This window comes from Amycolatopsis sp. NPDC004169 (assembly GCF_040610315.1).
Taxonomy (GTDB): Bacteria; Actinomycetota; Actinomycetes; order Mycobacteriales; family Pseudonocardiaceae; genus Amycolatopsis.
Window position 1 is genome coordinate 96489 of sequence record NZ_JBEXMD010000028.1, and the last position, 22006, is coordinate 118494.

At 71.2% G+C, this 22006-nt stretch carries 16 protein-coding genes; 9 read left to right on the forward strand and 7 right to left on the reverse strand.

From position 1 onward, the window contains the following. Positions 1–101: 101 nt before the first annotated feature. From gltB to ABZX11_RS31675, 6 genes are all read left to right on the forward strand, one after another. The gene (gene gltB, locus ABZX11_RS31650; RefSeq protein WP_176178258.1) at positions 102–4655 is read left to right on the forward strand and encodes a glutamate synthase large subunit; all 4554 of its coding nucleotides are present in this window, start codon (positions 102–104) and stop codon (positions 4653–4655) included. Between the two features lie 68 nt (positions 4656–4723). Next, the gene (locus ABZX11_RS31655; RefSeq protein ID WP_354919807.1) at positions 4724–6232 is read left to right on the forward strand and encodes a glutamate synthase subunit beta; all 1509 of its coding nucleotides are present in this window, start codon (positions 4724–4726) and stop codon (positions 6230–6232) included. Positions 6233–6347: 115 nt separating this feature from the next. Beyond that, positions 6348–9572: a hypothetical protein gene (locus ABZX11_RS31660; protein WP_354919810.1), complete on the forward strand. Its 3225-nt coding sequence runs from the start codon at positions 6348–6350 to the stop codon at positions 9570–9572. 109 nt (positions 9573–9681) lie between these two features. Next, a complete protein-coding gene (locus ABZX11_RS31665) occupies positions 9682–10557 on the forward strand; it encodes a peptidase (RefSeq protein WP_354919813.1) in 876 nt (291 codons plus the stop codon). Between the two features lie 81 nt (positions 10558–10638). After that, positions 10639–12033, forward strand: a complete 1395-nt coding sequence (locus ABZX11_RS31670) for an alpha/beta hydrolase (RefSeq protein ID WP_354919816.1) — start codon at positions 10639–10641, stop codon at positions 12031–12033. A gap of 40 nt (positions 12034–12073) precedes the next feature. Beyond that, entirely contained in the window at positions 12074–12385 is a 312-nt protein-coding gene (locus ABZX11_RS31675) for a hypothetical protein (RefSeq protein ID WP_354919819.1), read from the forward strand. Positions 12386–12394: 9 nt separating this feature from the next. Here the strand turns inward: ABZX11_RS31675 and ABZX11_RS31680 are convergent, their stop codons facing one another. Continuing rightward, complete coding sequence (locus ABZX11_RS31680) at positions 12395–12991, reverse strand: hypothetical protein (RefSeq protein WP_354919822.1); 597 nt, start codon at positions 12989–12991, stop codon at positions 12395–12397. A 24-nt stretch (positions 12992–13015) separates the two neighbouring features. On the opposite strand from ABZX11_RS31680, the gene ABZX11_RS31685 reads away from it, so the two are divergent. Then, a complete protein-coding gene (locus tag ABZX11_RS31685; RefSeq protein WP_176175837.1) occupies positions 13016–14407 on the forward strand; it encodes a class II 3-deoxy-7-phosphoheptulonate synthase in 1392 nt (463 codons plus the stop codon). On the opposite strand, the gene ABZX11_RS31690 is transcribed toward ABZX11_RS31685, so the two are convergent. Then, positions 14404–14694: a hypothetical protein gene (locus ABZX11_RS31690; protein WP_354919826.1), complete on the reverse strand. Its 291-nt coding sequence runs from the start codon at positions 14692–14694 to the stop codon at positions 14404–14406. The genes ABZX11_RS31685 and ABZX11_RS31690 overlap by 4 nt on opposite strands. 80 nt (positions 14695–14774) lie before the next feature. Between ABZX11_RS31690 and ABZX11_RS31695 the strand changes: the two genes are divergently transcribed. Further along, on the forward strand, positions 14775–14900 hold the full coding sequence (locus tag ABZX11_RS31695) for a hypothetical protein (protein ID WP_354919829.1): 126 nt from the start codon (positions 14775–14777) through the stop codon (positions 14898–14900). On the opposite strand, the gene ABZX11_RS31700 is transcribed toward ABZX11_RS31695, so the two are convergent. The 5 genes from ABZX11_RS31700 to pknB form a co-directional block, all read right to left on the reverse strand. After that, positions 14897–16192, reverse strand: a complete 1296-nt coding sequence (locus tag ABZX11_RS31700; protein WP_354919832.1) for a wax ester/triacylglycerol synthase family O-acyltransferase — start codon at positions 16190–16192, stop codon at positions 14897–14899. The two genes, ABZX11_RS31695 and ABZX11_RS31700, sit on opposite strands and share 4 nt — an antisense overlap. A 186-nt stretch (positions 16193–16378) precedes the next feature. After that, positions 16379–17083, reverse strand: coding sequence for a hypothetical protein (locus ABZX11_RS31705; RefSeq protein ID WP_176175839.1), 705 nt, complete (start codon positions 17081–17083; stop codon positions 16379–16381). 136 nt (positions 17084–17219) lie between these two features. Further along, positions 17220–18725 (reverse strand): SPFH domain-containing protein, encoded by a 1506-nt coding sequence (locus ABZX11_RS31710; protein WP_354919836.1) that lies wholly within the window; start codon positions 18723–18725, stop codon positions 17220–17222. Between the two features lie 192 nt (positions 18726–18917). Then, a complete protein-coding gene (locus ABZX11_RS31715; RefSeq protein WP_176175841.1) occupies positions 18918–19127 on the reverse strand; it encodes a hypothetical protein in 210 nt (69 codons plus the stop codon). After that, positions 19124–21139, reverse strand: a complete 2016-nt coding sequence (gene pknB / locus ABZX11_RS31720; protein ID WP_354919839.1) for a Stk1 family PASTA domain-containing Ser/Thr kinase — start codon at positions 21137–21139, stop codon at positions 19124–19126. The genes ABZX11_RS31715 and pknB overlap by 4 nt, the downstream gene beginning before the upstream one ends. A 103-nt stretch (positions 21140–21242) precedes the next feature. On the opposite strand from pknB, the gene ABZX11_RS31725 reads away from it, so the two are divergent. Further along, a complete protein-coding gene (locus ABZX11_RS31725) occupies positions 21243–21611 on the forward strand; it encodes a helix-turn-helix domain-containing protein (RefSeq protein ID WP_176178259.1) in 369 nt (122 codons plus the stop codon). The last annotated feature ends 395 nt before the right edge of the window (positions 21612–22006 follow it).

Consider the following 22006-nt stretch of genomic DNA (forward strand, 5'->3'; position numbering starts at 1 on the left):
CCCAGGTGTTAAAGTCGCGCTAACAAGCGGGCCATCGTCGTCCCGTGCGCTCCCCGGCCGGTAGCCCGGCCCCGCACGACAAGACGACGAAGGAGGTCCCGTTGATCTTCTCCGCCATGCCCGGCAAGCAGGGTCTGTACGACCCGGAGACCGAGCAGGACTCCTGCGGTGTGGCCATGGTGGCCGACATCCGCGGGCGCCGATCCCACGGCATCGTCACCGACGGCCTGGCCGCGCTGACCAACCTCGACCACCGCGGCGCCGCGGGCGCCGAACCCACCTCCGGCGACGGTGCCGGCATCCTCCTCCAGCTGCCCGACGTGCTGCTGCGCGCCGAGGCCGGCTTCGAGCTGCCCGGGCCCGACGAGCAGGGCCACCACACCTACGCCGCCGGCATCGCCTTCCTGCCGCAGGACGCCGAGCAGCGCCGCAAGGCCGTCGAACTCTGCGAACGCATCGCCGTCGAAGAAGGCCTGGAGGTCCTCGGCTGGCGCGAGGTCCCGGTCGACGCCGACCGGGCCGACATCGGCCCGACCGCCCGCTCGGTCATGCCGCACTTCGCCATGCTCTTCGTCACCGGCGACGGAAAGTCCGGCCTGCAGCTGGATCGGCTGGCCTTCTGCCTGCGCAAGCGCGTCGAGCACGAAAGCGTCACCGCCGGCTGCGGCACGTACTTCCCGTCCCTGTCCTCCCGGACGCTCGTCTACAAGGGCATGGTGACGCCGGAGCAGCTGCCGGCGTTCTTCGCCGACCTGCGCGACGAACGCCTGGAAAGCGCCATCGCGCTGGTGCACTCCCGCTTCTCCACCAACACCTTCCCGTCGTGGCCGCTGGCGCACCCCTTCCGGTTCGTGGCCCACAACGGCGAGATCAACACCATCCGCGGCAACCGCAACCGCATGCGGGCGCGGGAGGCGCTGCTGGAGTCCGACGTCCTCACCGGCGACCTGAGCAGGCTATTCCCGATCTGCTCGCCGGACGCGTCGGACTCGGCGTCCTTCGACGAGGTCCTCGAACTCCTGCACCTCGGCGGCCGGTCGCTGCCGCACGCGGTGCTGATGATGATCCCGGAGGCGTGGGAGAACCACGCCACCATGAAGCCCGAGCGCCGCGCGTTCTACCAGTTCCACGCCAGCCTGATGGAGCCGTGGGACGGCCCGGCCTGCGTCACCTTCACCGACGGCAGCCTGGTCGGCGCGGTCCTGGACCGCAACGGCCTGCGCCCGGCGCGCTGGTGGCGCACGGCCGACGACCGCGTCGTGCTGGCCAGCGAGGCCGGCGTGCTGGACGTCGCGCCGAAGGACGTCGTGGCCAAGGGGCGGCTCAAGCCCGGCAGGATGTTCCTGGTCGACACCGAGGCCGGCCGGATCGTGGACGACGAAGAGGTCAAGTCCGCGCTGGCGAGCGAGCTGCCCTACGACTCGTGGCTGCACGCGGGCCTGCTCCAGATCGCCGAGCTGCCCGACCGCGACCACGTCGTGCAGAGCCACGACTCCGTGCTGCGGCGCCAGCTTTCCTTCGGCTACACCGAAGAAGAGCTCAAGATCCTGCTCGCGCCGATGGCCGAGAAGGGCGCCGAGCCGATCGGCTCGATGGGCTCGGACACCCCGCCCGCGGTGCTGTCGAAGCGGTCCCGGCTGCTCTACGACTACTTCAAGCAGAACTTCGCCCAGGTGACCAACCCGCCGCTGGACGCGATCCGCGAGGAGCTCGTCACCTGCATGGCGCGGATCATGGGTCCGGAGCGCAACCTGCTGGCTCCCGGCCCGGCGTCCTGCCGGCACCTGAAGCTGCCGTACCCGGTCATCGACAACGACGAGCTCGCCAAGCTCATCCACATCAACGACGACGGCGACCTCCCCGGCTTCGCCTGCAGCGTCCTTTCCGGACTGTACGAAGTGGACGGTGGGGCCGAGGCGCTGGCGGGCGCGATCGAGCGCGTCCGGCGCGAGGCGTCCGAGGCGATCGCGGCCGGCGCGCGCACGCTCGTGCTGTCCGACCGCGACTCCGACCACCGGATGGCGCCGATCCCGTCGCTGCTGCTGGTCTCCGCGGTGCACCACCACCTGGTCCGCACCAAGGAACGCCTGCGCGTCGCGCTGGTCGTCGAATCCGGCGACGCCCGCGAGGTGCACCACATCGCGCTGCTGCTCGGCTACGGCGCCGCCGCGGTCAACCCGTACCTGGCCTTCGAGACCATCGAGGACATGATCGGGCAGGGTGCGGTCACCGGCATCGAGCCCGCCAAGGCCGTCCGCAACTACGTGCAGGCGCTGGTCAAGGGCGTCCTGAAGATCATGTCCAAGATGGGCATCTCGACGGTCGGCGCGTACACCGCCGCCCAGGTCTTCGAGTCCCTCGGCCTGAGCCAGGACCTGCTCGACGAGTACTTCACCGGGACGTCGTCGAAGCTCGGCGGCGTCGGCCTCGAGGTGCTCGCCGAAGAGGTCGCGACGCGGCATCGCCGTGCCTACCCGGAAAACCCGACCGACCGCGTCCACCGTGGACTCGAGACGGGTGGCGAGTACGCCTACCGCCGCGAGGGCGAGCTGCACCTGTTCACGCCGGAGACGGTGTTCCTGCTGCAGCACGCGTCCAAGACCGGCCGCGACGAGGTCTACCGCAAGTACACCGACGAGGTGCACCGCCTCTACCGCGAAGGCGGCACGCTGCGCGGGCTGTTCAAGTTCAAGGAAGGCGTCCGCGAGCCGGTGCCGCTCGACGAGGTCGAGCCGGCCGAGGCGATCTTCAAGCGCTTCAACACCGGCGCGATGTCGTACGGCTCGATTTCCGCCGAGGCGCACGAAACCCTGGCCATCGCGATGAACCGCATCGGCGGCCGGTCCAACACCGGCGAGGGCGGCGAGGACCCCGAGCGGCTCTACGACCCCGAGCGCCGCAGCGCGATCAAGCAGGTCGCGTCGGGCCGCTTCGGCGTCACCAGCGAATACCTGGTCAACGCCGACGACATCCAGATCAAGATGGCGCAGGGCGCGAAGCCCGGCGAGGGCGGCCAGCTGCCGCCGAACAAGGTGTACCCGTGGATCGCGCGGACCCGGCACTCGACGCCGGGCGTCGGCCTCATTTCGCCGCCGCCGCACCACGACATCTACTCCATCGAGGACCTGGCCCAGCTGATCCACGACCTCAAGAACGCCAACGAGCACGCCCGCATCCACGTGAAGCTGGTGTCCTCGTTGGGCGTCGGCACGGTCGCGGCCGGCGTGTCCAAGGCACACGCGGACGTCGTGCTCATCTCGGGCCACGACGGCGGCACCGGCGCGTCCCCGATGAACTCGCTCAAGCACGCGGGCACGCCGTGGGAGATCGGCCTCGCCGAGACCCAGCAGACGTTGCTGCTCAACGGCTTGCGCGACCGGATCACCGTGCAGGTGGACGGCGCGATGAAGACCGGCCGGGACGTCGTCATCGCGGCGCTGCTCGGCGCCGAGGAGTACGGCTTCGCGACGGCGCCGCTGGTCGTGGCGGGCTGCATCATGATGCGCGTCTGCCACCTCGACACCTGCCCGGTCGGCGTCGCCACGCAGAGCCCGGAGCTGCGCAAGCGCTACACCGGCCAGGTCGAGCACGTCGTCAACTTCTTCAAGTTCGTCGCCGAAGAAGTCCGGGAAACCCTGGCGGCGCTGGGCTTCCGGACGCTCGACGAGGCCATCGGCCACGCCGAGCTGCTCAACACCGACGAGGCCGTCGACCACTGGAAGGCGTCCGGTCTGGACCTGGCGCCGATCTTCGAGATGCCTTCGGAGACGCCTTACGGCGGCGCCAAGCGGCGCACGCGCGGCCAGGACCACGGCCTCGAGCACGCCCTGGACCGCACGCTGATCCAGCTCGCCGAGGCGGCGCTGGAAGACGCGCACCAGGTCAACATCGAGTTGCCGGTGCGCAACGTCAACCGGACCGTCGGCACGCTGCTGGGCTCGGAGATCACCCGCCGCTACGGCGGGGACGGCCTGCCCGAGGGCACGATCCACGTCACGCTCACCGGTTCGGCCGGCCAGTCGCTCGGCGCGTTCCTGCCGCGCGGCATCACCCTCGACATGGTCGGCGACGCGAACGACTACGTCGGCAAGGGCCTCTCCGGCGGCCGGGTCGTCGTCCGCCCCGACCCGGAGGCGTCCTTCGCCGCCGAGGCGCAGACGATCGCGGGCAACACGATCGCCTACGGCGCCACCGGCGGCGAGATCTTCCTGCGCGGCCAGGTCGGCGAACGCTTCTGCGTCCGCAACTCCGGCGCCACGGTCGTCGCCGAGGGCGTCGGCGACCACGCCTTCGAGTACATGACCGGCGGCCGTGCGGTGGTGCTCGGCCCGACCGGGCGCAACCTGGCGGCCGGCATGTCCGGCGGCATCGCCTTCGTCCTCGACGTCGACGCGAAGAAGGTCAACCAGGACATGGTCGACCTGCTGCGGCCGACCGCCGACGACCTGGCGTGGCTCAAGAAAACCGTGCAACAGCACTACGATCTCACCCGCTCCGCGGTCGCGGCCTCGCTGCTCGGCGACTGGCCGCGCCGGTCCGTGGCGTTCACGAAGGTGATGCCGCGCGACTACCAGCGGGTCCTGGACGCGGCGAAGGCGGCTCGCGCCGCCGGCCGCGACGTCGACGAGGCGATCATGGAGGCAGCTCGTGGCTGACAATTGGCGGAGCCCCGGCCACGAGGGCCGACTGGGTGCGGGTATCCCGCAGGACACAGGGGCCGCTCGTGGCTGACCCGACCGGTTTCCTGAAGTTCGAACGCGAAGAGCCCGCGAAGAAGTCTTACGAGGAAAGGCTTTCCTCGTGGGGCGAGGTCTACGCGGAGGTCGACCCGGGCGAGCGCAACGAACAGGTGCGCAAGCAGGCGTCGCGGTGCATGGACTGCGGCATCCCGTTCTGCCACTCGGGGAGTTCCGGCTGCCCGCTGGGCAACCTGATCCCGGAGTGGAACGACCTGGTCCGCCGCGGTGACTGGGCCGCGGCGAGCGACCGGCTGCACGCGACCAACAACTTCCCCGAGTTCACCGGGAAGCTGTGCCCGGCGCCGTGCGAGGCGGGCTGCGTGCTGTCGATCTCGCCGCTGTCGGGCGGCCCGGTGTCGATCAAGCGCGTCGAGCAGACGATCGCCGACCAGTCCTGGGAAGCGGGGTACGTCCAGCCCCAGGTGTCCGAAGTGTCCAGTGGCCGCCGCGTGGCGATCGTCGGCTCCGGCCCGGCCGGCCTCGCGGCGGCGCAGCAGCTGACCCGCGCGGGTCACGAGGTCACGGTGTACGAGCGCGACGACCGCCTCGGCGGGCTGCTGCGCTACGGCATCCCCGAGTTCAAGATGGAGAAGAAGGTCCTCGATCGCCGCCTGGCGCAGCTGCGCAAGGAGGGCACCCGGTTCGTGACGGGCTGCGAGGTCGGCGTCGACCTGTCGGTGGAGGACCTGCGCGCCCAGTACGACGCGGTGGTGCTGGCGGTGGGCGCGTTGCGCGGCCGCGACGACACGACGACACCGGGCCGCGAGCTGGCGGGCATCCACCTGGCGATGGAGCACCTGGTCCCGGCCAACAGGTACGTGGAGGGCGACGGCCCCCCGGCGATCGACGCCCGCGGAAAGCACGTCCTGATCATCGGCGGCGGCGACACGGGCGCGGACTCGTACGGAACGGCAACGCGCCAGGGCGCGCTGTCGGTGACCCAGCTGGACCAGTACCCGATGCCGCCTGCTGTCCGGGACGACTCGCGGTCCCCGTGGCCGACGTGGCCGTACATCTTGCGCACGTACGCGGCGCACGAAGAGGCGGGCGAGCGCAAGTTCGCGGTGGCGGTGCGCCGGTTCGTGGGGTCCGACGAGGGCCACGTGACGGCGGTGGAGCTGCAGCAGGTCCGCGTCCAGAAGGACCCGGCCACCGGGCGGCGCGAGGTCATCCCGGTGAACGACGAGGTGGAGACGCTGCCGGCGGACCTGGTCCTGCTGGCGATCGGTTTCGAGGGCGTCGAGGAGATGCCGCTGCTGTCCGGGTTGGGTCTCTCGTTGACCCGCCGCGGAACGTTGTCTTGTGGCGCGGACTGGCAGACGGAGACGCCCGGGGTGTTCGTGTGCGGGGACGCCCACCGCGGAGCGTCGCTGGTGGTGTGGGCGATCGCGGAGGGCCGTTCGGTGGCGAACGCGGTGGACACGTACCTGACGGGGGCGTCGGACCTGCCGGCGCCGGTGCACCCGACGGCGCTGCCGCTCGCGGTGGTTTGATCGGTTCGGTTCGAAAGGCCCCCTCACCGCTGGTGAGGGGGCCTTCGGCGTAACACCGGGCGGTTTCGCAGCGACGCTGGGAGAGCCAGCGAACGGTGACGGGGGAGGATCGTCGATGACCAAGCCGCCGGAGCGGATCGTCAACTCGGCCTCCGTCGGCGACGGCAACACCGGCGACCTCGTCCAGGTCGGGATCGTGGCAGGCGACTTTCACTACGGCGCGACCGGCGCGGCGAAATCCTGGTACCTGGGCAAGGTGCGCGAGCTGGCTCCGGACACGCTCGTCGGCCGGGAGACCGAGCTGGCCGAGCTGAAGCGGTTTTGCCTGGCGGCTGATCCTGCGTCTCCCTACGCGTGGTGGAGAGCCGACGCCTGGAGCGGCAAGACCGCCCTCATGGCCTCTTTCGCGCTCGATCCGCCCGAGGGAGTCCGGCTGGTCCCGTTCTTCGTCCGGGCGCCGGACGCGGAAGCCGATGGCCGGGCGGGCTTCCTGACCGAGGTGGACCTGCAACTGGCGGAGGTACTGGGTATCCCGCTGCCGGAGAACGCCGGCGCGTCGGGCTTCCCGGGACTGCTGGACGCGGCCGCGGAAGTCACTGAGCGCCTCGGCCACCGGCTGATCCTGATCGTCGACGGGCTCGACGAGGACCGCGGAGCGGGGGAGAACGACGGAGCGGGGAGCATCGCCGCACTGCTGCCCCGCCGGCCGACACACGGCATGCGCGTGATCGTCACGGGGCGGCCGAACCCCGGCATCCCGCCGGCGTTGCACCCGGACCACCCCCTGCGCGATCCGGCGATCGTGCGCGAACTCGTTTCGTCGTCCGCGGCTTCCGCAGCCGAGCTGGAGATGAAGGGCGATCTCGACCGGCTCCTGGACGGGGAGGCCGAAGCCAGGGACGTGCTCGGCCTGCTGGTCGCCGCCCGCGGCGGCCTGAGCCGGGACGACCTCGTCGAGCTCGTCGGCAGGCAGGCGGATTCGGTGCACCGCATCCTGGACAGTGTCGAGGGCCGGGCGTTCAGCCGACGGCGGGCCCGGTGGAATTTCGGCCCGGAGGTCTACGTGCTGGCGCACGAGGGCCTGCAGGCACGGGCGGTGGGCCGGTTCGGCTCGGACGGTCTGCAGGCCTACCGGGACCGTCTCATGGCTTGGGCCGACGAGTACCGGGATCGAGGGTGGCCCGCGTCGACGCCCCAGTTCCTCCTGCTGGGCTATCCGCGGCTTCTGCAGGAGACCGGGCAGCTCCAGCGTCTGGTCGAGTGCGTCACGGACCTGGCCAGGCAAGAACGGCTGCAGGACGTCTCCGGCGGTGAGGCCGCGGCTCAGGCCGAGATCGCGGCCGCCCACGCGGAGGTTTCGGCGTCGGCCCAGCCCGACGTAGTCGGCCTGCTCAAGCTGTCGATGCACCGCGACGACCTGGAAGCCCGGAACGCCCGGACCCCGGCGCGGTTGCCGGCACTGTGGGCGCGGCTGGGCCAATTCGCTCGCGCGGAGGCGCTCGCGCGTTCGATCTCCGAGCCGAAACGGAGAGCCGACGCGGTCTACGAACTGGTCCCGGTAATGGTTCGAGCCGGGCGGGCTGACCGGGCCGACCGAATCGTGACCGAGGCCGTCGACGAAGCAGAGTTTCCGATCGTCAGACAGTATCTCCTCACCGAGATCGCGGCCGCCGGCGATCTCCCGCGCGCTATGGCGATGGCCGAAGCCATCGGGGATGCCAGCTGGCGTCGCCGGGCACTGCTCACTTTGGCGGCCCCGCGTCCCTTGACCGACCCGGCCACGATGCTGGCCGCTGCTGACAAGATTCCGGACGACAAGGCGAGGATCAATACGCGCCACTTCGTGGCTCGTCGGCTGATCGAACAAGGGGACGTTGCCCGCGCTGTCGCAGTCGCCGAGGATTTAGACCTTTCTTCCAGCGTCGACGTGATCACTCGGGCCGCGCGCCGGCTCCGGGACGACGGAGATCCGGAAGCAGCAGCCGACCTCGCTGCCTCCGCGGCCGCGCCTGGGATCGTCTTCTCAATGGAACTCGAAGACCTGGCCCGCACCGACCTCGAACGCGCGAAGGAGAAGGTGCTCGGCCTCGGTGACTCGAATCGCCGCGGGGACTACGTGTGCGATCTCGTCGAGCTGGCCATCGAACAAGGAAGCGTTGGTTTCGCCGAGTCGCTTCTCGACCTCATCTCGCCCGTTCACGGCAGGCGTGCATTGTTCCCTGTCCTCGAGTCACTTGCCGCGCATGACGACAAGCGGGCGATGGAGCTACTCGCGATCAAATCCGACGAGTGGAGCGGATATGTCGGCACGGAGGTCCGTGCGGCGGCCATGACGGCGATCGCCGAAGGCCTGCTGAAGGCCGGCGACACCGCGAAGGCGGAGACTTTGGCGTCGGAGGCCGAATCAGCCGCCCGCAGCCTGAGTGACGAGCACGGCTACAAACCATCATTCCGGCGCGTCGCCGACTTCGTCGTAGCGGCGCGCGATGTGCCGGCTGCCGAACGGTTCGCCCGGGTTGTCTTGGCGTCGGGGGCGCGCCGACACGGCTTTTCGGGGATCGCTGAACTGCTGGCCGAGTCGGGTGATATGGAACTGGCCGAACGGGTGGGGCTGCGGCTGGTGGGCACTTCGGCGATGTTCGAAGTCATGATTCCCCTGGTTCGTCGGCACCGTGCCGCCGGGGCAGCGAAAGAAGTGTGCCGCATCGTCCGCGGTGTCGGCGATCGCGTGGCCGAGCAGTCTCTCATGGAATCCGAGCTGCCTCGACTGGTCGCTCTCCACTGTGCCGCCGGGTTTCCGGATCAAGGACTTGAGATCGCCCGGAAGATCGAAAAATCGTACCATCGTGACAGTGCCTATAAGGTAGTCATCAGGGAATTCTGTGCCGAGGGTCGAATCGAATCGGCAGCCGAGATCGTGCGAGGCGGACCCGTCAATGAATTAGCCCCGTCCCTGCTGGCGGTGGCACTGGCCGAAGCGATGGGTGCCGTCGGTTACGGCGACGGCCTTGAAGTGCTCGACAACCTCGAAGTCAAGCACCGTTCGGCGGCGGTCAAGGCTTTCCTTGAACGATTGGCCGAATGCGACCTCGAGCGGGCTCTTCACCTTGCCAGTACTTCCCTGTCGCCCTTCGAGAGGAGTTCGGCGCTGGTGGCGATGGCCGATCGTTTGGCGGAGCCCGCGCGTTCCAGGCTCCTCGCTCAGGTGGCGCAGTCGAACGAATGGCCGTCGGTCCTGCCGGCCCTCCGCCCGGGCGAGTGTCCCGGCGTGACCGAGGTCGTCGACCAGTTCCTCACCCTGCAGGAGTCGCGGGTGGGTCTCGACCCCGGGAACGGCTGACCGCCTGTCGTTACGCCGAACGGCGGCTGTGCACTCTGTACACAGCCAACTACTTTCGAGGCGTTGTGTCGCCTTTGCGACGATTCACTTCTGCGGAAGGTGGGGCGTCTTGAAGCACACGAAAACCGCGGTGATCACCGCCATCCTCTCTCTCGCGTTCGCCCTCGTCGGCACTCCGGCCGAGGCGAAACCCTTCTGGACCCCCGATGCCATGCGGGCAGCCGTCCCCATGGAGTCGCTCGTCAAGGCCCCGGCAGTCACGCCGAAAGACGTGGCCAAAGGCCAGAGCGCGATCATCCAGAGCATTCCGAACGGCGGTGGCCCCTGGACCGGCGGCGGGAAGGTCACCCAGACCGCCGGGCGTGTCTTCTTCCTCTTCAACGGCCAGAAAGCGTCGTGCTCCGGGGATGCCGTCACCAGCTCCAACGGCAGTGTCGTCGTCACCGCCGGGCACTGCGTCAAGTACCAGGGCACCTGGCACACCCAGTGGGTCTTCGTCCCCGGCTACAACAACGGGAACGCTCCCTACGGCCAGTGGAGCGCCAAGACCACCCTCACCACTCCGCAGTGGGAAGCCGGCGAGGACATCAACTACGACGTCGGCATGGCCGTGGTCAACCCGCTGAACTCGCAGCGGCTCACCGATGTCGTCGGCGCGCAGGGTATTGCCTTCAACCAGCCGAAGAACCAGACCATGTACACCTTCGGCTACCCCGCCGCCTCGCCCTACGACGGGACCAAGCTGATCTACTGCAGCGGCAGCACCTTCACCGACTTCCTGCTGACCAAGGACCACGGCATGAGCTGCAACATGACCGGCGGCTCCAGCGGCGGTCCGTGGTTCCTCTCGTTCAACGAAAGCACCGGCACCGGCGTGCAGGCCTCGGTGAACAGCTTCGGCTACAACTTCCTGCCCGGCTACATGTTCGGCCCGTACTTCGGTGCCGACGCGCAGAACCTCTACACCCGCGCGCAAGCCGCGTGATCCCCGTCAGCCCAGGGGCGGAGCCGTGGTTCCGTTCCCTGGGCTGACGTCTGCGCGAACAGACCGCAGGAAGCTCGGGGCATGCGGAAAACCCTGATCGTCCTGGCCTTCCTGCCCCTGCTCGCGGCACCTCCGGCCGCCGCGGCTGCGAAACTCCGGTGGACGACCCCCTGTCCGGACTACGGGATGTCGCCGTCGCCGACGGAGGGGCTCGAATGCGCCACCCTGCGCGTTCCGCTCGACTACGCGCACCCGGAGCGCACCATCGAGCTCACGCTCTCCCGCCACGCCGCCGCCCCCGGCAGGAAACGGGGCGTGCTGCTGATGAACCCCGGCGGGCCCGGCAGCCCCGCGCTCGCCATGCCCGCCCAGCTGCTGCAGCGGATGGGCGGCTCCGGCCTCCCGGACGCCTACGACGTCGTCGGCTTCGACCCCCGCGGCACCGGCTACAGCACGCCGGTCACGTGCGGCATGACCACGGCCGAGGAACGTGGCGCGGTCCTCGGCCCGTACGCGGACGGGCCGCGGGACGTCGTCGTCACCGCGGCGAAAGCCAAGGCGGTGGCCGAGAAGTGCGGAAATGCGTCCACAAAGGACCTGCTGCCGCACATGACGACCGCGAACACCGCACGGGACCTCGACCGGATCAGGGAAGCGCTGGGGGAGAAGAAGATCTCCTACTACGGCGTCTCCTACGGCAGCTACCTCGGCGCCGCCTACGCGTCGATGTTCCCCGGCCGCACCGATCGGATCGTGCTCGACAGCGTTCTCGGGCCGCGCGGTCTCGACGTCCGCGCCAACCAGCGGTTCGCCGAAGGGTTCGACGACCGCTTCCCGGATTTCGCCGCGTGGGCGGCCGCGCGCGACGACGTCTACCACCTGGGGCGGACGCCGGCCGCGGTGACGGCGAAGTTCTTCCAGCTCGCCGCCGTCCGCGGGCCGGAGTTCCGGTCGGACACCTGGAACGGGCTCTACGACGACGCCTTCTTCCCGGCACTGGCCCGGGAATGGGCGGGCACCACGCGCACCGCGGCCGGCCCGCTCGACGGCGACAACCGCGCCGCGCTCCAGCTCCAGGTGATCTGCAACGACTCCGACTGGCCGGAGCCGGTCGGCTACTACCAGCACGCGGTGGCGCGCGAACGGACCGCCCACCCGATGTTCGGCCCGGCCGCGGCGAACGTGAACCCGTGCGCGTTCTGGCCGGTCGAGCGCGCCGAGCCGCCGGTGCGCGTCGGCGGCCCCGGTCCGGCGAACGTCCTGCTGGTGCAGAACCGGCGCGACCCGGCGACCCCGCTGTCCGGCGCGCGCGAGACGCGGGCGGCGTTCGGCGCCCGCGCCCGGATGGTCACCGTCGACGCCGGCGGGCACGGCGTCTTCACGCGGGAAAACGCTTGCGGGAACGAAGCAGTGCTGGGCTATCTGCGTGACGGGGTCTTCCCCGCCGCGGACCGCTCCTGTCAGTCTGAAGGGTGAGGGGGACATTTCCCCCTCGGGGGAAATGAGGGGAAAATCGATGAAAAGAGTGCTGTTCTTCGTCGTGTCCGTGCTGGCCGCGGCCCTGCTGACCGCCCCGGCGGCGTCGGCCCGGACCACGTTCTGCCTTCCGGAAAGCCTCCGGCTGCTCGGCACGGACGGCAACGACCTCTGCCTCGGGGCGCCGACACCGTCGATCACGCCGCCGTTCACCGCGTTCGCCGAACAAAACGGCACCCAGAACCCCTGGTGCCTTTTCACCGGCCCGAAATACAGCGGACTGGTGCTGCGGATTCCGGCGTTCTCGGGGGCCGGCGTGTTCGCGACGTTCGCCTCGGGACGGCCCTGCTGAGGACCGGGGTCAGGTCAAGGCGGTGAGCAGCACCCAGTAGCCGCCCCCGCCGACGACCACCCCCATCAGCAGGCCGGCCAGCACCTCCGCGGTGGTGTGGTCGCGCAGCGCGACGCGCGACCACGCCACCCAGGCCGCGAGCAGCGCGAGCAGCAGCGCCCACGGGCCGTACGTCAGGGCCAGCACGACGACGGCGGCCGAGGCCACCGCGGCGTGCAGCGAGATCTTGAACTTCGCCCCGAACGTGATCGCCACCGCGACCACCAGGCTCGCCAGCATCGACGCCGCGAGCGCGACCAGCTGCACGGGCGCGCCGCCGGCGAGCAGCACGGCGAACCCGAGGCCCAGCGACACCCCGGCGACCAGCAGCGGGATCCGCCGCCCGGCCCGGTTCGTCACGTGGTGGCCGTCCCACCTGCCGCGCCGGGCGCCGCGCACGATCACCGCCATCGGGATCAGCGAACCGGTGACGGAAATGAGCAGTCCCCAGCTCAGCGTGGGGAGCGGCCGGTGGCCGGTGGCGGCCCAGGCGACGGCGAGCGGCAGTGTCAGGACCCACACCCAGGGGGCCAGGGCTTCGGTGGCCAACCTGGAGAAGCGCAGCACGCGGCGGACCTTATCCTGGTGGGTGTGAACTGGACTGTGGACGTCCCCGTCGACACACTGCCCGAGCTGCCGCCCCTGCCGCCCGAGCTGCGCGCGCGGCTCGACAAGGCGCTGGCGCTGCCGGCGGCCCAGCAGCCGGAGTGGCCCGACCCCGAGGTGACCCGCCGGGTCCGCGGCGTGCTGGAGAGCGTGCCGCCGATCACCGTCCCGGCCGAGATCGACCGGCTCAAGGGGCGGCTGGCCATGGTCGCCCGCGGCGAGGCGTTCCTGCTGCAGGGCGGCGACTGCGCCGAGACGTTCGAGTCCAACACCGAGCCGCACATCCGGGCCAACCTGCGCACGCTGCTGCAGATGGCGGTGGTGCTGACCTACGGCGCGAGCCTGCCGGTGGTCAAGGTCGGCCGCATCGCCGGCCAGTACGCGAAGCCGCGCTCGGCCGCGACCGACGCGCTGGGCCTGCCGGTCTACCGCGGCGACATCATCAACTCCCTGGTCGCCAAGCCCGAACTGCGCGTGCCGGACCCCGGCCGGATGATCCGCGCCTACGCGAACGCGGGCGCCGCGATGAACCTCGTCCGCGCGCTCACCGCCGCCGGCATGGCCGACCTGCACCAGGTGCACGACTGGAACAAGGACTTCGTGTCGGCGTCGCCGGCGGCGCAGCGCTTCGAGTCGCTGGCCAACGAGATCGACCGTGGCCTGCGGTTCATGTCGGCGTGCGGTGTCACGGACACGTCGCTGCAGTCGACGGAGATCTTCGCCAGCCACGAGGCCCTGCTGCTCGACTACGAGCGCTCCATGCTGCGCCTGGACAACGCGGACGCGGCGGACCCCAAGCTGTACAACCTGTCGTCGCACTTCCTCTGGATCGGCGAGCGCACCCGCCAGCTGGACGGCGCGCACATCGCGTTCGCCGAGCTGCTGGCCAACCCGATCGGGTTGAAGATCGGCCCGACGACCACGCCGGAGCAGGCGCTGGAGTACGTCGAGCGCCTCGACCCGCGCAACGAGCCGGGCCGCCTGACGCTCATCGCGCGGATGGGCAACGGCAAGGTCCGCGAGGTGCTGCCCGCGATCGTCGAGAAGGTCGAGGCGTCCGGGCACAAGGTCATCTGGCAGTGCGACCCGATGCACGGCAACACCCACGAGTCGTCCACCGGCTACAAGACCCGCCACTTCGACCGGATCGTCGACGAGGTCCAGGGCTTCTTCGAGGTGCACAACCAGCTGGGCACGTACCCGGGCGGCATCCACGTGGAGCTGACCGGCGAGGACGTCACGGAGTGCCTGGGCGGCGCCCAGGAGATCTCCGACGTCGACCTGTCCGGCCGCTACGAGACGGCCTGCGACCCGCGGCTCAACACGCAGCAGTCGCTGGAGCTGGCGTTCCTGGTCGCGGAGATGCTCCGCGGCTAGACCGGGGCCAGGCCCGCGGTGCGGGCCAGGGTGAGCTCCGGCAGCGGCGCGGGGGACTGCAGCAGCCGGGGGAGCCGGTCCGCGAGGCCGTCGCCGAACACGACGGCCCCGGCGGCGACGTTGCGGATCGCACGGGTGACGTCGGCCGGTGCGGGGTGCGCGGGGAGGAAGCCGCGCACCCCGGCACGCAGGGCGCCCGCGATCACCGTGTCGTCCAGCGCGGGGATCGCCAGGACCGGCACCCCGGCGCGCGCCGCCGCGCCGGCGCCCAGCGCGAGGTCCAGCACCAGGACGTCCGGGCCGTGCTCGCGGACGGCTCGAAGGCAAGCTGCCGCCCGAGGCGCACCGCCGGCTGACGATGGGCCTCATGCTCGTCTACGGGGTCGAGGTGCTGATCGTCACCCGGGACGCGTGCCACCTCGAGCCGGACGAGACCACCGAGGTGATGCACTGGGCCGCCCAGGCGCTGATCCGGGCGGCCGCCGGAGACTAGGAGGCGTCGAGCAGCCGGGCCGCCGACTTCAGGACCGCGTCACGCAGCGACCCCACGTCCGGGACCGCCGCGCCGTTGGCCTGCAGTCCGATGTGGACCGAATCCCGGTACGTCGCCACCGCGATGCCCACCGCGTGGCGCGGGGCCAGTGGCACGAACGGGTAGATCTCGGCCAGGCGGGCGCCGTGCAGCGACAGCCGGGCCGGTGGCAGCGGGACCGTGGTGATCACCAGGTCGAACAGCATCGGCGCGGCCTGGCCCGCCGTGCGCGTGCCCAGGCGGTGCAGCAGCGGCGGGACGTGGTCGGCCAGCAGCGGCAGGGCACCCGCGCCGCGGCTCGGGCCCGCCGCCTTGTTGCGGGTCATCGCCCGGCGGACCGCCCGCAGCCGCTCGACCGGGTCGTCCTCGCCCACCGGCAGGTCGCACAGGTAACCCGAAAGCTTGTTGCCGCCGAGCTGCTCACCGGCCCGGCCGCGCACGCTCACCGGGATCAGCGCGCGCAGCGTGCGGCCGTCGGCGCGCTGCCCCCGGTTCACCAGCCACTCGCGCAGCGCCCCCGACAGCACCGCCAGCACGACGTCGTTGGTCGTGCCGCCGTGCGCGCGGCGTACCCGGCGCAGCTCGGTCAGCGGCAGCCGGACGAAGCCCAAGCGCCGCTCGGCCGAGGGGGGTGCCGACACCGGCGAGAGCGGCGGGCGGGCCGCTCGCACCAGCGACGAGGCGATCCCGGCCTGGCCCCACACCGTACCCAGCGCGTCCTTCACCGTGTCCAAAGTGGAGCGCGGGGCGGGGATGGGGGCGGGGGCCCGCTCCGGCAGTTTCACGCCGTCGAGCAGGCCGGCCGCGACCGCGTACGCGCCGGCGCCGTCGGTCAGCGCGTGGTGCAGTTTCAGCAGCAGTGCGAACTTCCCGTCCGGCAGCCCGGTGACCAGCGTCAGGTCCCACAGCGGCCGGGTCGTGTCGAGCGGCTCGGCGATCCAGCGGGACGCGTACGCGGAAAGGGGGTCCGGTTCGTACAGCGAACTCAGCACGACGTGGTGAATGTGGTCGGCCGCAACAAAATCCGGGTCGTCGCTCCAGCTGGCCGAGCCCGGCGGGAAGAGTTCCGCGCGGGCCCGCTGGCGCAGCTTCGGCAGCCGGGCGGCGCGCTGCGCGAGCAACACGGTCAACGCGGCCGGGTCCACCGGGCCGCGGGCGGTGAAGGTGACCACCGCTCCCATGTGCATCGGGGTGGTTTCGCTTTCCAGGCAAAGAAAAGCGACGTCGAGTGCGCTGAGCTGCGAGCCTGCCATGGGCGACCTTTCCGGGTTCGCTGGGGGCGCACGGCCTCGTGCGTCGGAAGGGGTTGGACCCACTGCACCAGCCCGACATGACGGTCGGGTGGTCGAAGTGTTTCCACGAAGCTAACTGCCCACCCCGTTCAGCCATTCGAGATACCCCGGGCCACGGTGCCCGGGCTCACAGATCGGGAAAAAGATTCATTCGCCCGGAGCAGGCCGGGCGTCTTCCGCCCGGGCCACCGGGGTCCCCCAGTCGGGGGTGAGCGCGACCTGCTTGCCGACCCGGCGCACCGGCAGGCCGTTCACCTGCCGCTTGCCGAGACCGGGCCAGATCTCCGCGGCGTCCTTCGCCGCGGACCGGATGGCGCCGCCGTCGAGCGTCGTGCGGGTCTCCGGGATGTCGCGGTCGGTCCACTGCACGACCAGCTTCAGCGGGCCGGCCGAGGGGAGCGGCCACAGGAAGACCTCGTGCTCGACGGCGAAACGCGTGCCGCCGACCGGCTGGGCCCGCAGCACCGGGGCCTCCGGTTCGGACGCGGACGGCACCGAGATCGTCTCGGAGCTCGCCCGGCTGCCGTCGGCGTAGAGCACGCCGATCAGCAACCCGTTGTAGTCGGGCTTGCGCCGGTGGTCGATCAGCCCCTCGGCGGGGTCGTCGACCAGGCTGTCCCGCGAGTACACCGTGATGCGCAGGGTCAGCGCCTCCGGCCACACCTCGATGATCCGCAACGCGACCACCGTGCGTTCGGAGCGGCCCAGCGGCTGCGCCCACGGCAGCACCGCCGGGACGATGTGCTCGCGCGGGGCATCGGTCCAGTGCCGTCCGTTGAACGCGTAGAGCTCCTGCTCCGGGACCGGGAACAGGGGACGCTCGCGCGGACCGCCGGTGAAGAAGCTGCTCATCGGGCGGCCCGCGACACGCTGTCCGGCACCATGCGCCCACGGTAGGACAACCGCCCGGGAATTGCCGCCCCCGATCGGGCGTACGGCCCTTGCTTCCCGTGATCCGGGACACAAGGGCCGTACGCTGCGTGACGCGCTAGTCGCTCAACTTGAGTTCGCCGTTCTTCCGGGCGGCCTCGTCGAGCTCCTTCTCGGGCGGCTTGCCCATCGCGTCCATCAGCTGCCGGGCCAGGCCGAGACCGGTTCCGCCGAGCGAAAGCGCCTTGGCGAACATGTCGGACACGCCGTCGGCGCCGTTGAGCACGACCATGTGGTCGACGTTGCCGAACGCGCTCGCGCCCGCCTCGACGATCTCCGGCCAGCGCTCGGCCAGCTGCTGCGCGACGACGGCTTCCTGGTTTTCCGCCAGCGCCGCGGCGCGCGCTTTGATCGCGTCCGCTTCGGCGAGGCCCTTCGCGCGGGCCGCCTCGGCTTCGGCGAGGCCGCGGGCCTTCGCGGCTTCGGCTTCCGCCAGGCCACGGGCCTTGGCCGCGGCGGCCTCGGCCTCGCCGGTCGCCCGGGTCGCGCCCGCCATCGCCTCCGCGCGGGCCTTGGTGGCCTGGGCCTCGGCCTCGGCGGCCGTCTTGACGCGCGTGGCGTCCGCGGCGGCCCGCAGCTCGGTCTCCTTCGCCTCGGCCTGGGCCTTGGCGATCGAGGCGTCACGGGCGGCGTCGGCGGTCGTGCGCGTGTCGTACGCCTTCGCGTCGGCCGGCTTGCGGACCTGCGACTGCAGCCGCTGCTCGGCCAGCGCGGCCTCCAGCTCGGCGGCCCGCGTCTCCTGGACGACGACCTCCTGGCGCGCGGTCGCCTCGGCCAGCGGGCCGGACTGCGACGCCTTCGCCCGCGCCTGGTCGACCTCGGCCTGGTACCCGGCCTGCTGGATCTGGCTTTCCCGCACGGCGGCGGCCTTCTTCGCGGCGGAGATCTGCTCGACCTCGGCGGCTTCCTGGTCCCGCTGGGCTTCGGCGATCCGGGCGGACGCGGCCACGGCGGCGGCGTGCGGCTTGCCGAGGTTGAGGATGTAGCCGGACTCGTCGTCGATCTCCTGGATCTGCAGCGAGTCGACGATCAGGCCGAGCTTGATCATCTCGGTGGCCGAGGACTGCCGCACCTCGCCGGTGAGCGCGTCCCGGTTGTGGATCATCTCCTCGATGGTCAGCCCGCCGACGATCGAGCGCAGGTGGCCGGAGAAGAGCTCGTGGATCGTGTCGTTCATGCCTTTTTGCTGGTCGAGGAACCGGCGGGCGGCGTTGGCGATCGAGGCGTAGTCGTCGCCGACCTTGTAGATGACGACGGCCCGCACGGTGACCGGCAGGCCCTGCTTGGAGACGCAGGAGACCTGCAGGTTCACGCCGCGGGTGTCCAGCGACAGCCGCCGCGCGGTCTGGAACCCGGGGATGACGTTCACCCCGCGGCCGGTGATGATCTTGAACCCCAGGCTGTCCGCGGTCTCGGCCCGGTCGACGCGCACGCCGAGCCCGGAGATGATCAGCGCCTCGTTCGGTTCGGCGACCTTGTAGAGCAATCGCAGGATCCCGAAGACGACGATCAAGACGGCGATGACGCCACCGGCCGAGACCAGCAGGATTTCGACGAGACTCATGGCACCGACCCCCTCGCTTTTCTGTTGTGGGTGTGCTGGTGCCTCTTCGACGCTGTCAGCGGGCCGGCGGTTGCCACCGGCCGGGTGAATTCACGGCGGTGCGCGGAGCGCGTTGGCCGCGCCGGTCGGCGGCGGGGATTTTGCCGTGGTTCGGGGTGTTTGCGGCGGGGGCCGTGCGCGTGACCCGCTCGATCAGCGGGTCAGCGGTTGCCACCGTTCCACGTAAACCGTCCGCGGCGGCTCGAAGTCCACCACCAGCACCTGCGTGCCCGAGGTGAACGTCTCCTCCGGATCCGCCGGGTACGCGTAGAACGCCTCCGTGCCGCCGCGGACGTTCAGCAGCACCTCGCCGATGAGGCCGGGGCCGATCGTGCCCGTCACGCGGCCCCGGCTGCCGATCATCCCCCGAAGCCCTTCAGCTTGACCTTCGAGCCCTTCGCCACGAACGAGCCCGGCTGCGGGTCCTGCTGGAACACGAAGTCGAACCCGCCGCCGCCGTTGCCGCGGCCGCGGCCGCCGCCGTCGCGGTCGGCCTTCAGGCCCGCCTGCTCCAGGATCTTCTGGGCGTCCTCGAACGAGCGGAACCGGACGTCCGGCACCTGGACCGCGTTGTTGACGAACACGCCGATCCGCTTGGCCTTCGGCTGCGAGTTCGCCGGCGGGTCGGTCCGGGTGACCGCGCCGCCCGGGACGTCCTGCTTGAACTCTTCGCCCGCCTGGAACGGCTCGAACCCGGCCTGCTGCAGCAGGCCGAACGCCTCGTCCTTGCTCCGGCCCGTGACGTCCGGGACCGGCGGCAGCGGGATCGGGCCCTTCGACACGATGATCGTCACCTGGCCGCCGATGGTCAGCTGGCTGCCCGCGGCCGGCGTCGTGCGGATGACCGCGCCCTGCGGGACCTCCGGGTCGAAGTCGTCGGTGCCGCGGACCGGCGTCAGCTGTGCCGCCTTGATCGCCTGCTCGGCGTCGGCGAGCGCGGTGCCCGGCCGGACGTCCGGCACCTGCGGGCGGCCCTTCGACAGCACCACCGACACGGTCGCGTTCGGCGACAGCGTCGTGCCCTCGGGCGGGTCGGCGCGCAGCACCGTGTTCGACGGCGCCGTGTTGTCGTACTCCTGGCTGAACGTCGGGGTCAGCTTCACCGCCCGCAGCGCGTCGCCCGCCGCGGCCTGGTTCAGCCCGACCAGCTTCGGCACGCGGGCGGTCTTGTCGCCGCCGGTGTCGGTGAGGATGAACGCGAACGCGCCGATCAGCCCGCCGAGCAGCAGCACCGCGGCCGCGATCACCAGGACCCGCTTGCGGTTGTCCTGCGGCGGCTTCTCCGGCTCCGGCCGGCTCCGGCGCCGCGGCGGCGTCACGGGCGGCACCTGCGTGGTCGCCGGCCCGGCGACGTGGCTCAGCGCCCGCGTCGCGTTCGGGCGGTGCACCGGCATCGTCTTCGCGGTGTCGGGCACCTGCGGGATCCGCGGCAGCGTGCGCTCGGTGTCGGCGAGGTCGCCCTGGCCGTGGGACACCGGGATCGGCACGGTCACCGGCAGCAGCCCCAGCTGGGCGCGCACCGCGGTCAGCTGGCTGAGGAACTCCCCGGCGTCGGCCGGCCGCAGCTGCGGGTCCCGCCGGGTCGCCCGGACGACCAGGTCGTCGAGGGCGGGCGGCAGTTCAGGGCGCAGCAGGCTCGGCGGCGGCACGTCGTCGTTCACGTGCCGGTAGGCGACCGAAATGGCGGTGTCCCCGGTGTAGGGCACCTGGCCGGTCAGCATTTCGTACAGCAGGATCCCGGCGGAGTAGACGTCGCCGCGCGCGGACGCCGCGCCGGTTTCGACCTGCTCGGGGGAGAGGTAGGCGACCGTGCCGAGGATGACGCTCGCGGAGGTCGTGCCCGCGCTCGCCACGGCCCGCACCAGGCCGAAGTCCGCGACCTTCACCGCCCCGCCGGTGTGCTGCCCGACCCGGCCGATCAGCACGTTCTCCGGCTTCACGTCCCGGTGCACCAGCCCGGACCGGTGCGCCGCGGCCAGCGCCGACAGCACCGGCTCGGCGACGCTCAGCGCCAGCGCGACGTCCAGCGGGCCGTCGTCCAGCAGGTCGCGCAGCGTCCCGCCGTCGACCAGCTCCATCACCAGGAACGCCAGCCCCGACTCCGCACCCGGTGGCAGGTCGAACCCCTGGTCGTGCACCGCCACGACGTGCGGGTGGTGCAGCTGCGCCGCGGACTGCGCCTCGCGCACGAACCGGTCGACGAACGACCGGTCGTCGGCGAACCGCGGATCCATGATCTTGATCGCGACCGGACGGTCCAGCCGGGTGTCCGTCCCCCGATAGACGGAAGACATTCCGCCGTGGGCGAGCAGCCGGTCCACCCGGTAGCGCCGCTCCAGGAGCGTGCCGACCAGGCTGGGTTGGGTGCGTGTCACGAGTATGGATCGTACGGAATCGGCCACGCCTCGTGGAGGAGACCTCGCGGGTCACCCGTGCGCACTAGCGGGTGAGGGGACGAAATGTGGCACAGTGTCACCTGTGAGTGGGATTCCTGTCGCCGAAGACATCCTCGACACCGCCATCGCGGTCCTTCCGCTGGCGGAGGTGGCGACCGTTCTCGGGACTTCGGCCAACAAGGTGCGGCAGATGCTGCGCGACGGGCAGCTGATCGCGCTGAAGCGCGGCGGTGACCTGTGCGTGCCCAGCGATTTCTTCGTCAGAGACGGCGTGGTCAAGGGCCTGGCCGGCACGATCACCGTGCTCGCCGACTCCGGGTTCTCGCGGACCGAGATGCTGCGGTGGCTGTTCACCGCGGACGACACGCTGCCCGGGAGCACGCCCATCAACGCCCTGCGGACCAGCCACGGCACCGAGGTCAAGCGGCGCGCCCAGGCCATGGCGTTCTGACCTGCGGAAAGCTGTCGACGCCGCGACCAGCTGAACGGCCGCGGCGGCGATCAGGCACGCCGGGAGCGACCACGCGGCCAGCGGACCGGCCAGCGCCGCGCCCGCGGCCAGCCCGGTGATCTTCACGCTCGCCGCCGTCGTGAATACCTGCGCGCGAACGTGCTCCGGCGCCTCGCGGTGCCGGATCGCGAACAAGGCCGTGAGCTGCGGACCTTCGGCGAACCCGGCCAGCACGGCCGCGAAGACGACGCCGTGCCCGGTCGCGGCCACCAGGCAGCTCGCCGCGAGGAGGAGGGTGCTCAGCCACACCGTCCGGTCGGGCGCCCACGGCAGCGGCCACCTCGCGAGGACGGCGTTGGCCAGCAGCGAGGCCACCGCCAGGACGGCCAGCAGCA

What these genes read in the sequence shown, in the direction of transcription:
- ABZX11_RS31660 (WP_354919810.1), top strand. Translation starts at nt 6,348, where the DNA reads ATGACCAAGCCGCCGGAGCGGATCGTCAACTCGGCCTCCGTCGGCGAC.
- ABZX11_RS31670 (WP_354919816.1), top strand. Translation starts at nt 10,639, where the DNA reads ATGCGGAAAACCCTGATCGTCCTGGCCTTCCTGCCCCTGCTCGCGGCA.
- ABZX11_RS31675 (WP_354919819.1), top strand. Translation starts at nt 12,074, where the DNA reads ATGAAAAGAGTGCTGTTCTTCGTCGTGTCCGTGCTGGCCGCGGCCCTG.
- ABZX11_RS31695 (WP_354919829.1), top strand. Translation starts at nt 14,775, where the DNA reads ATGCTCGTCTACGGGGTCGAGGTGCTGATCGTCACCCGGGACGCGTGC.
- ABZX11_RS31700 (WP_354919832.1), bottom strand. Translation starts at nt 16,192, where the DNA reads ATGGCAGGCTCGCAGCTCAGCGCACTCGACGTCGCTTTTCTTTGCCTG.
- ABZX11_RS31705 (WP_176175839.1), bottom strand. Translation starts at nt 17,083, where the DNA reads ATGAGCAGCTTCTTCACCGGCGGTCCGCGCGAGCGTCCCCTGTTCCCG.
- ABZX11_RS31710 (WP_354919836.1), bottom strand. Translation starts at nt 18,725, where the DNA reads ATGAGTCTCGTCGAAATCCTGCTGGTCTCGGCCGGTGGCGTCATCGCC.
- ABZX11_RS31715 (WP_176175841.1), bottom strand. Translation starts at nt 19,127, where the DNA reads ATGATCGGCAGCCGGGGCCGCGTGACGGGCACGATCGGCCCCGGCCTC.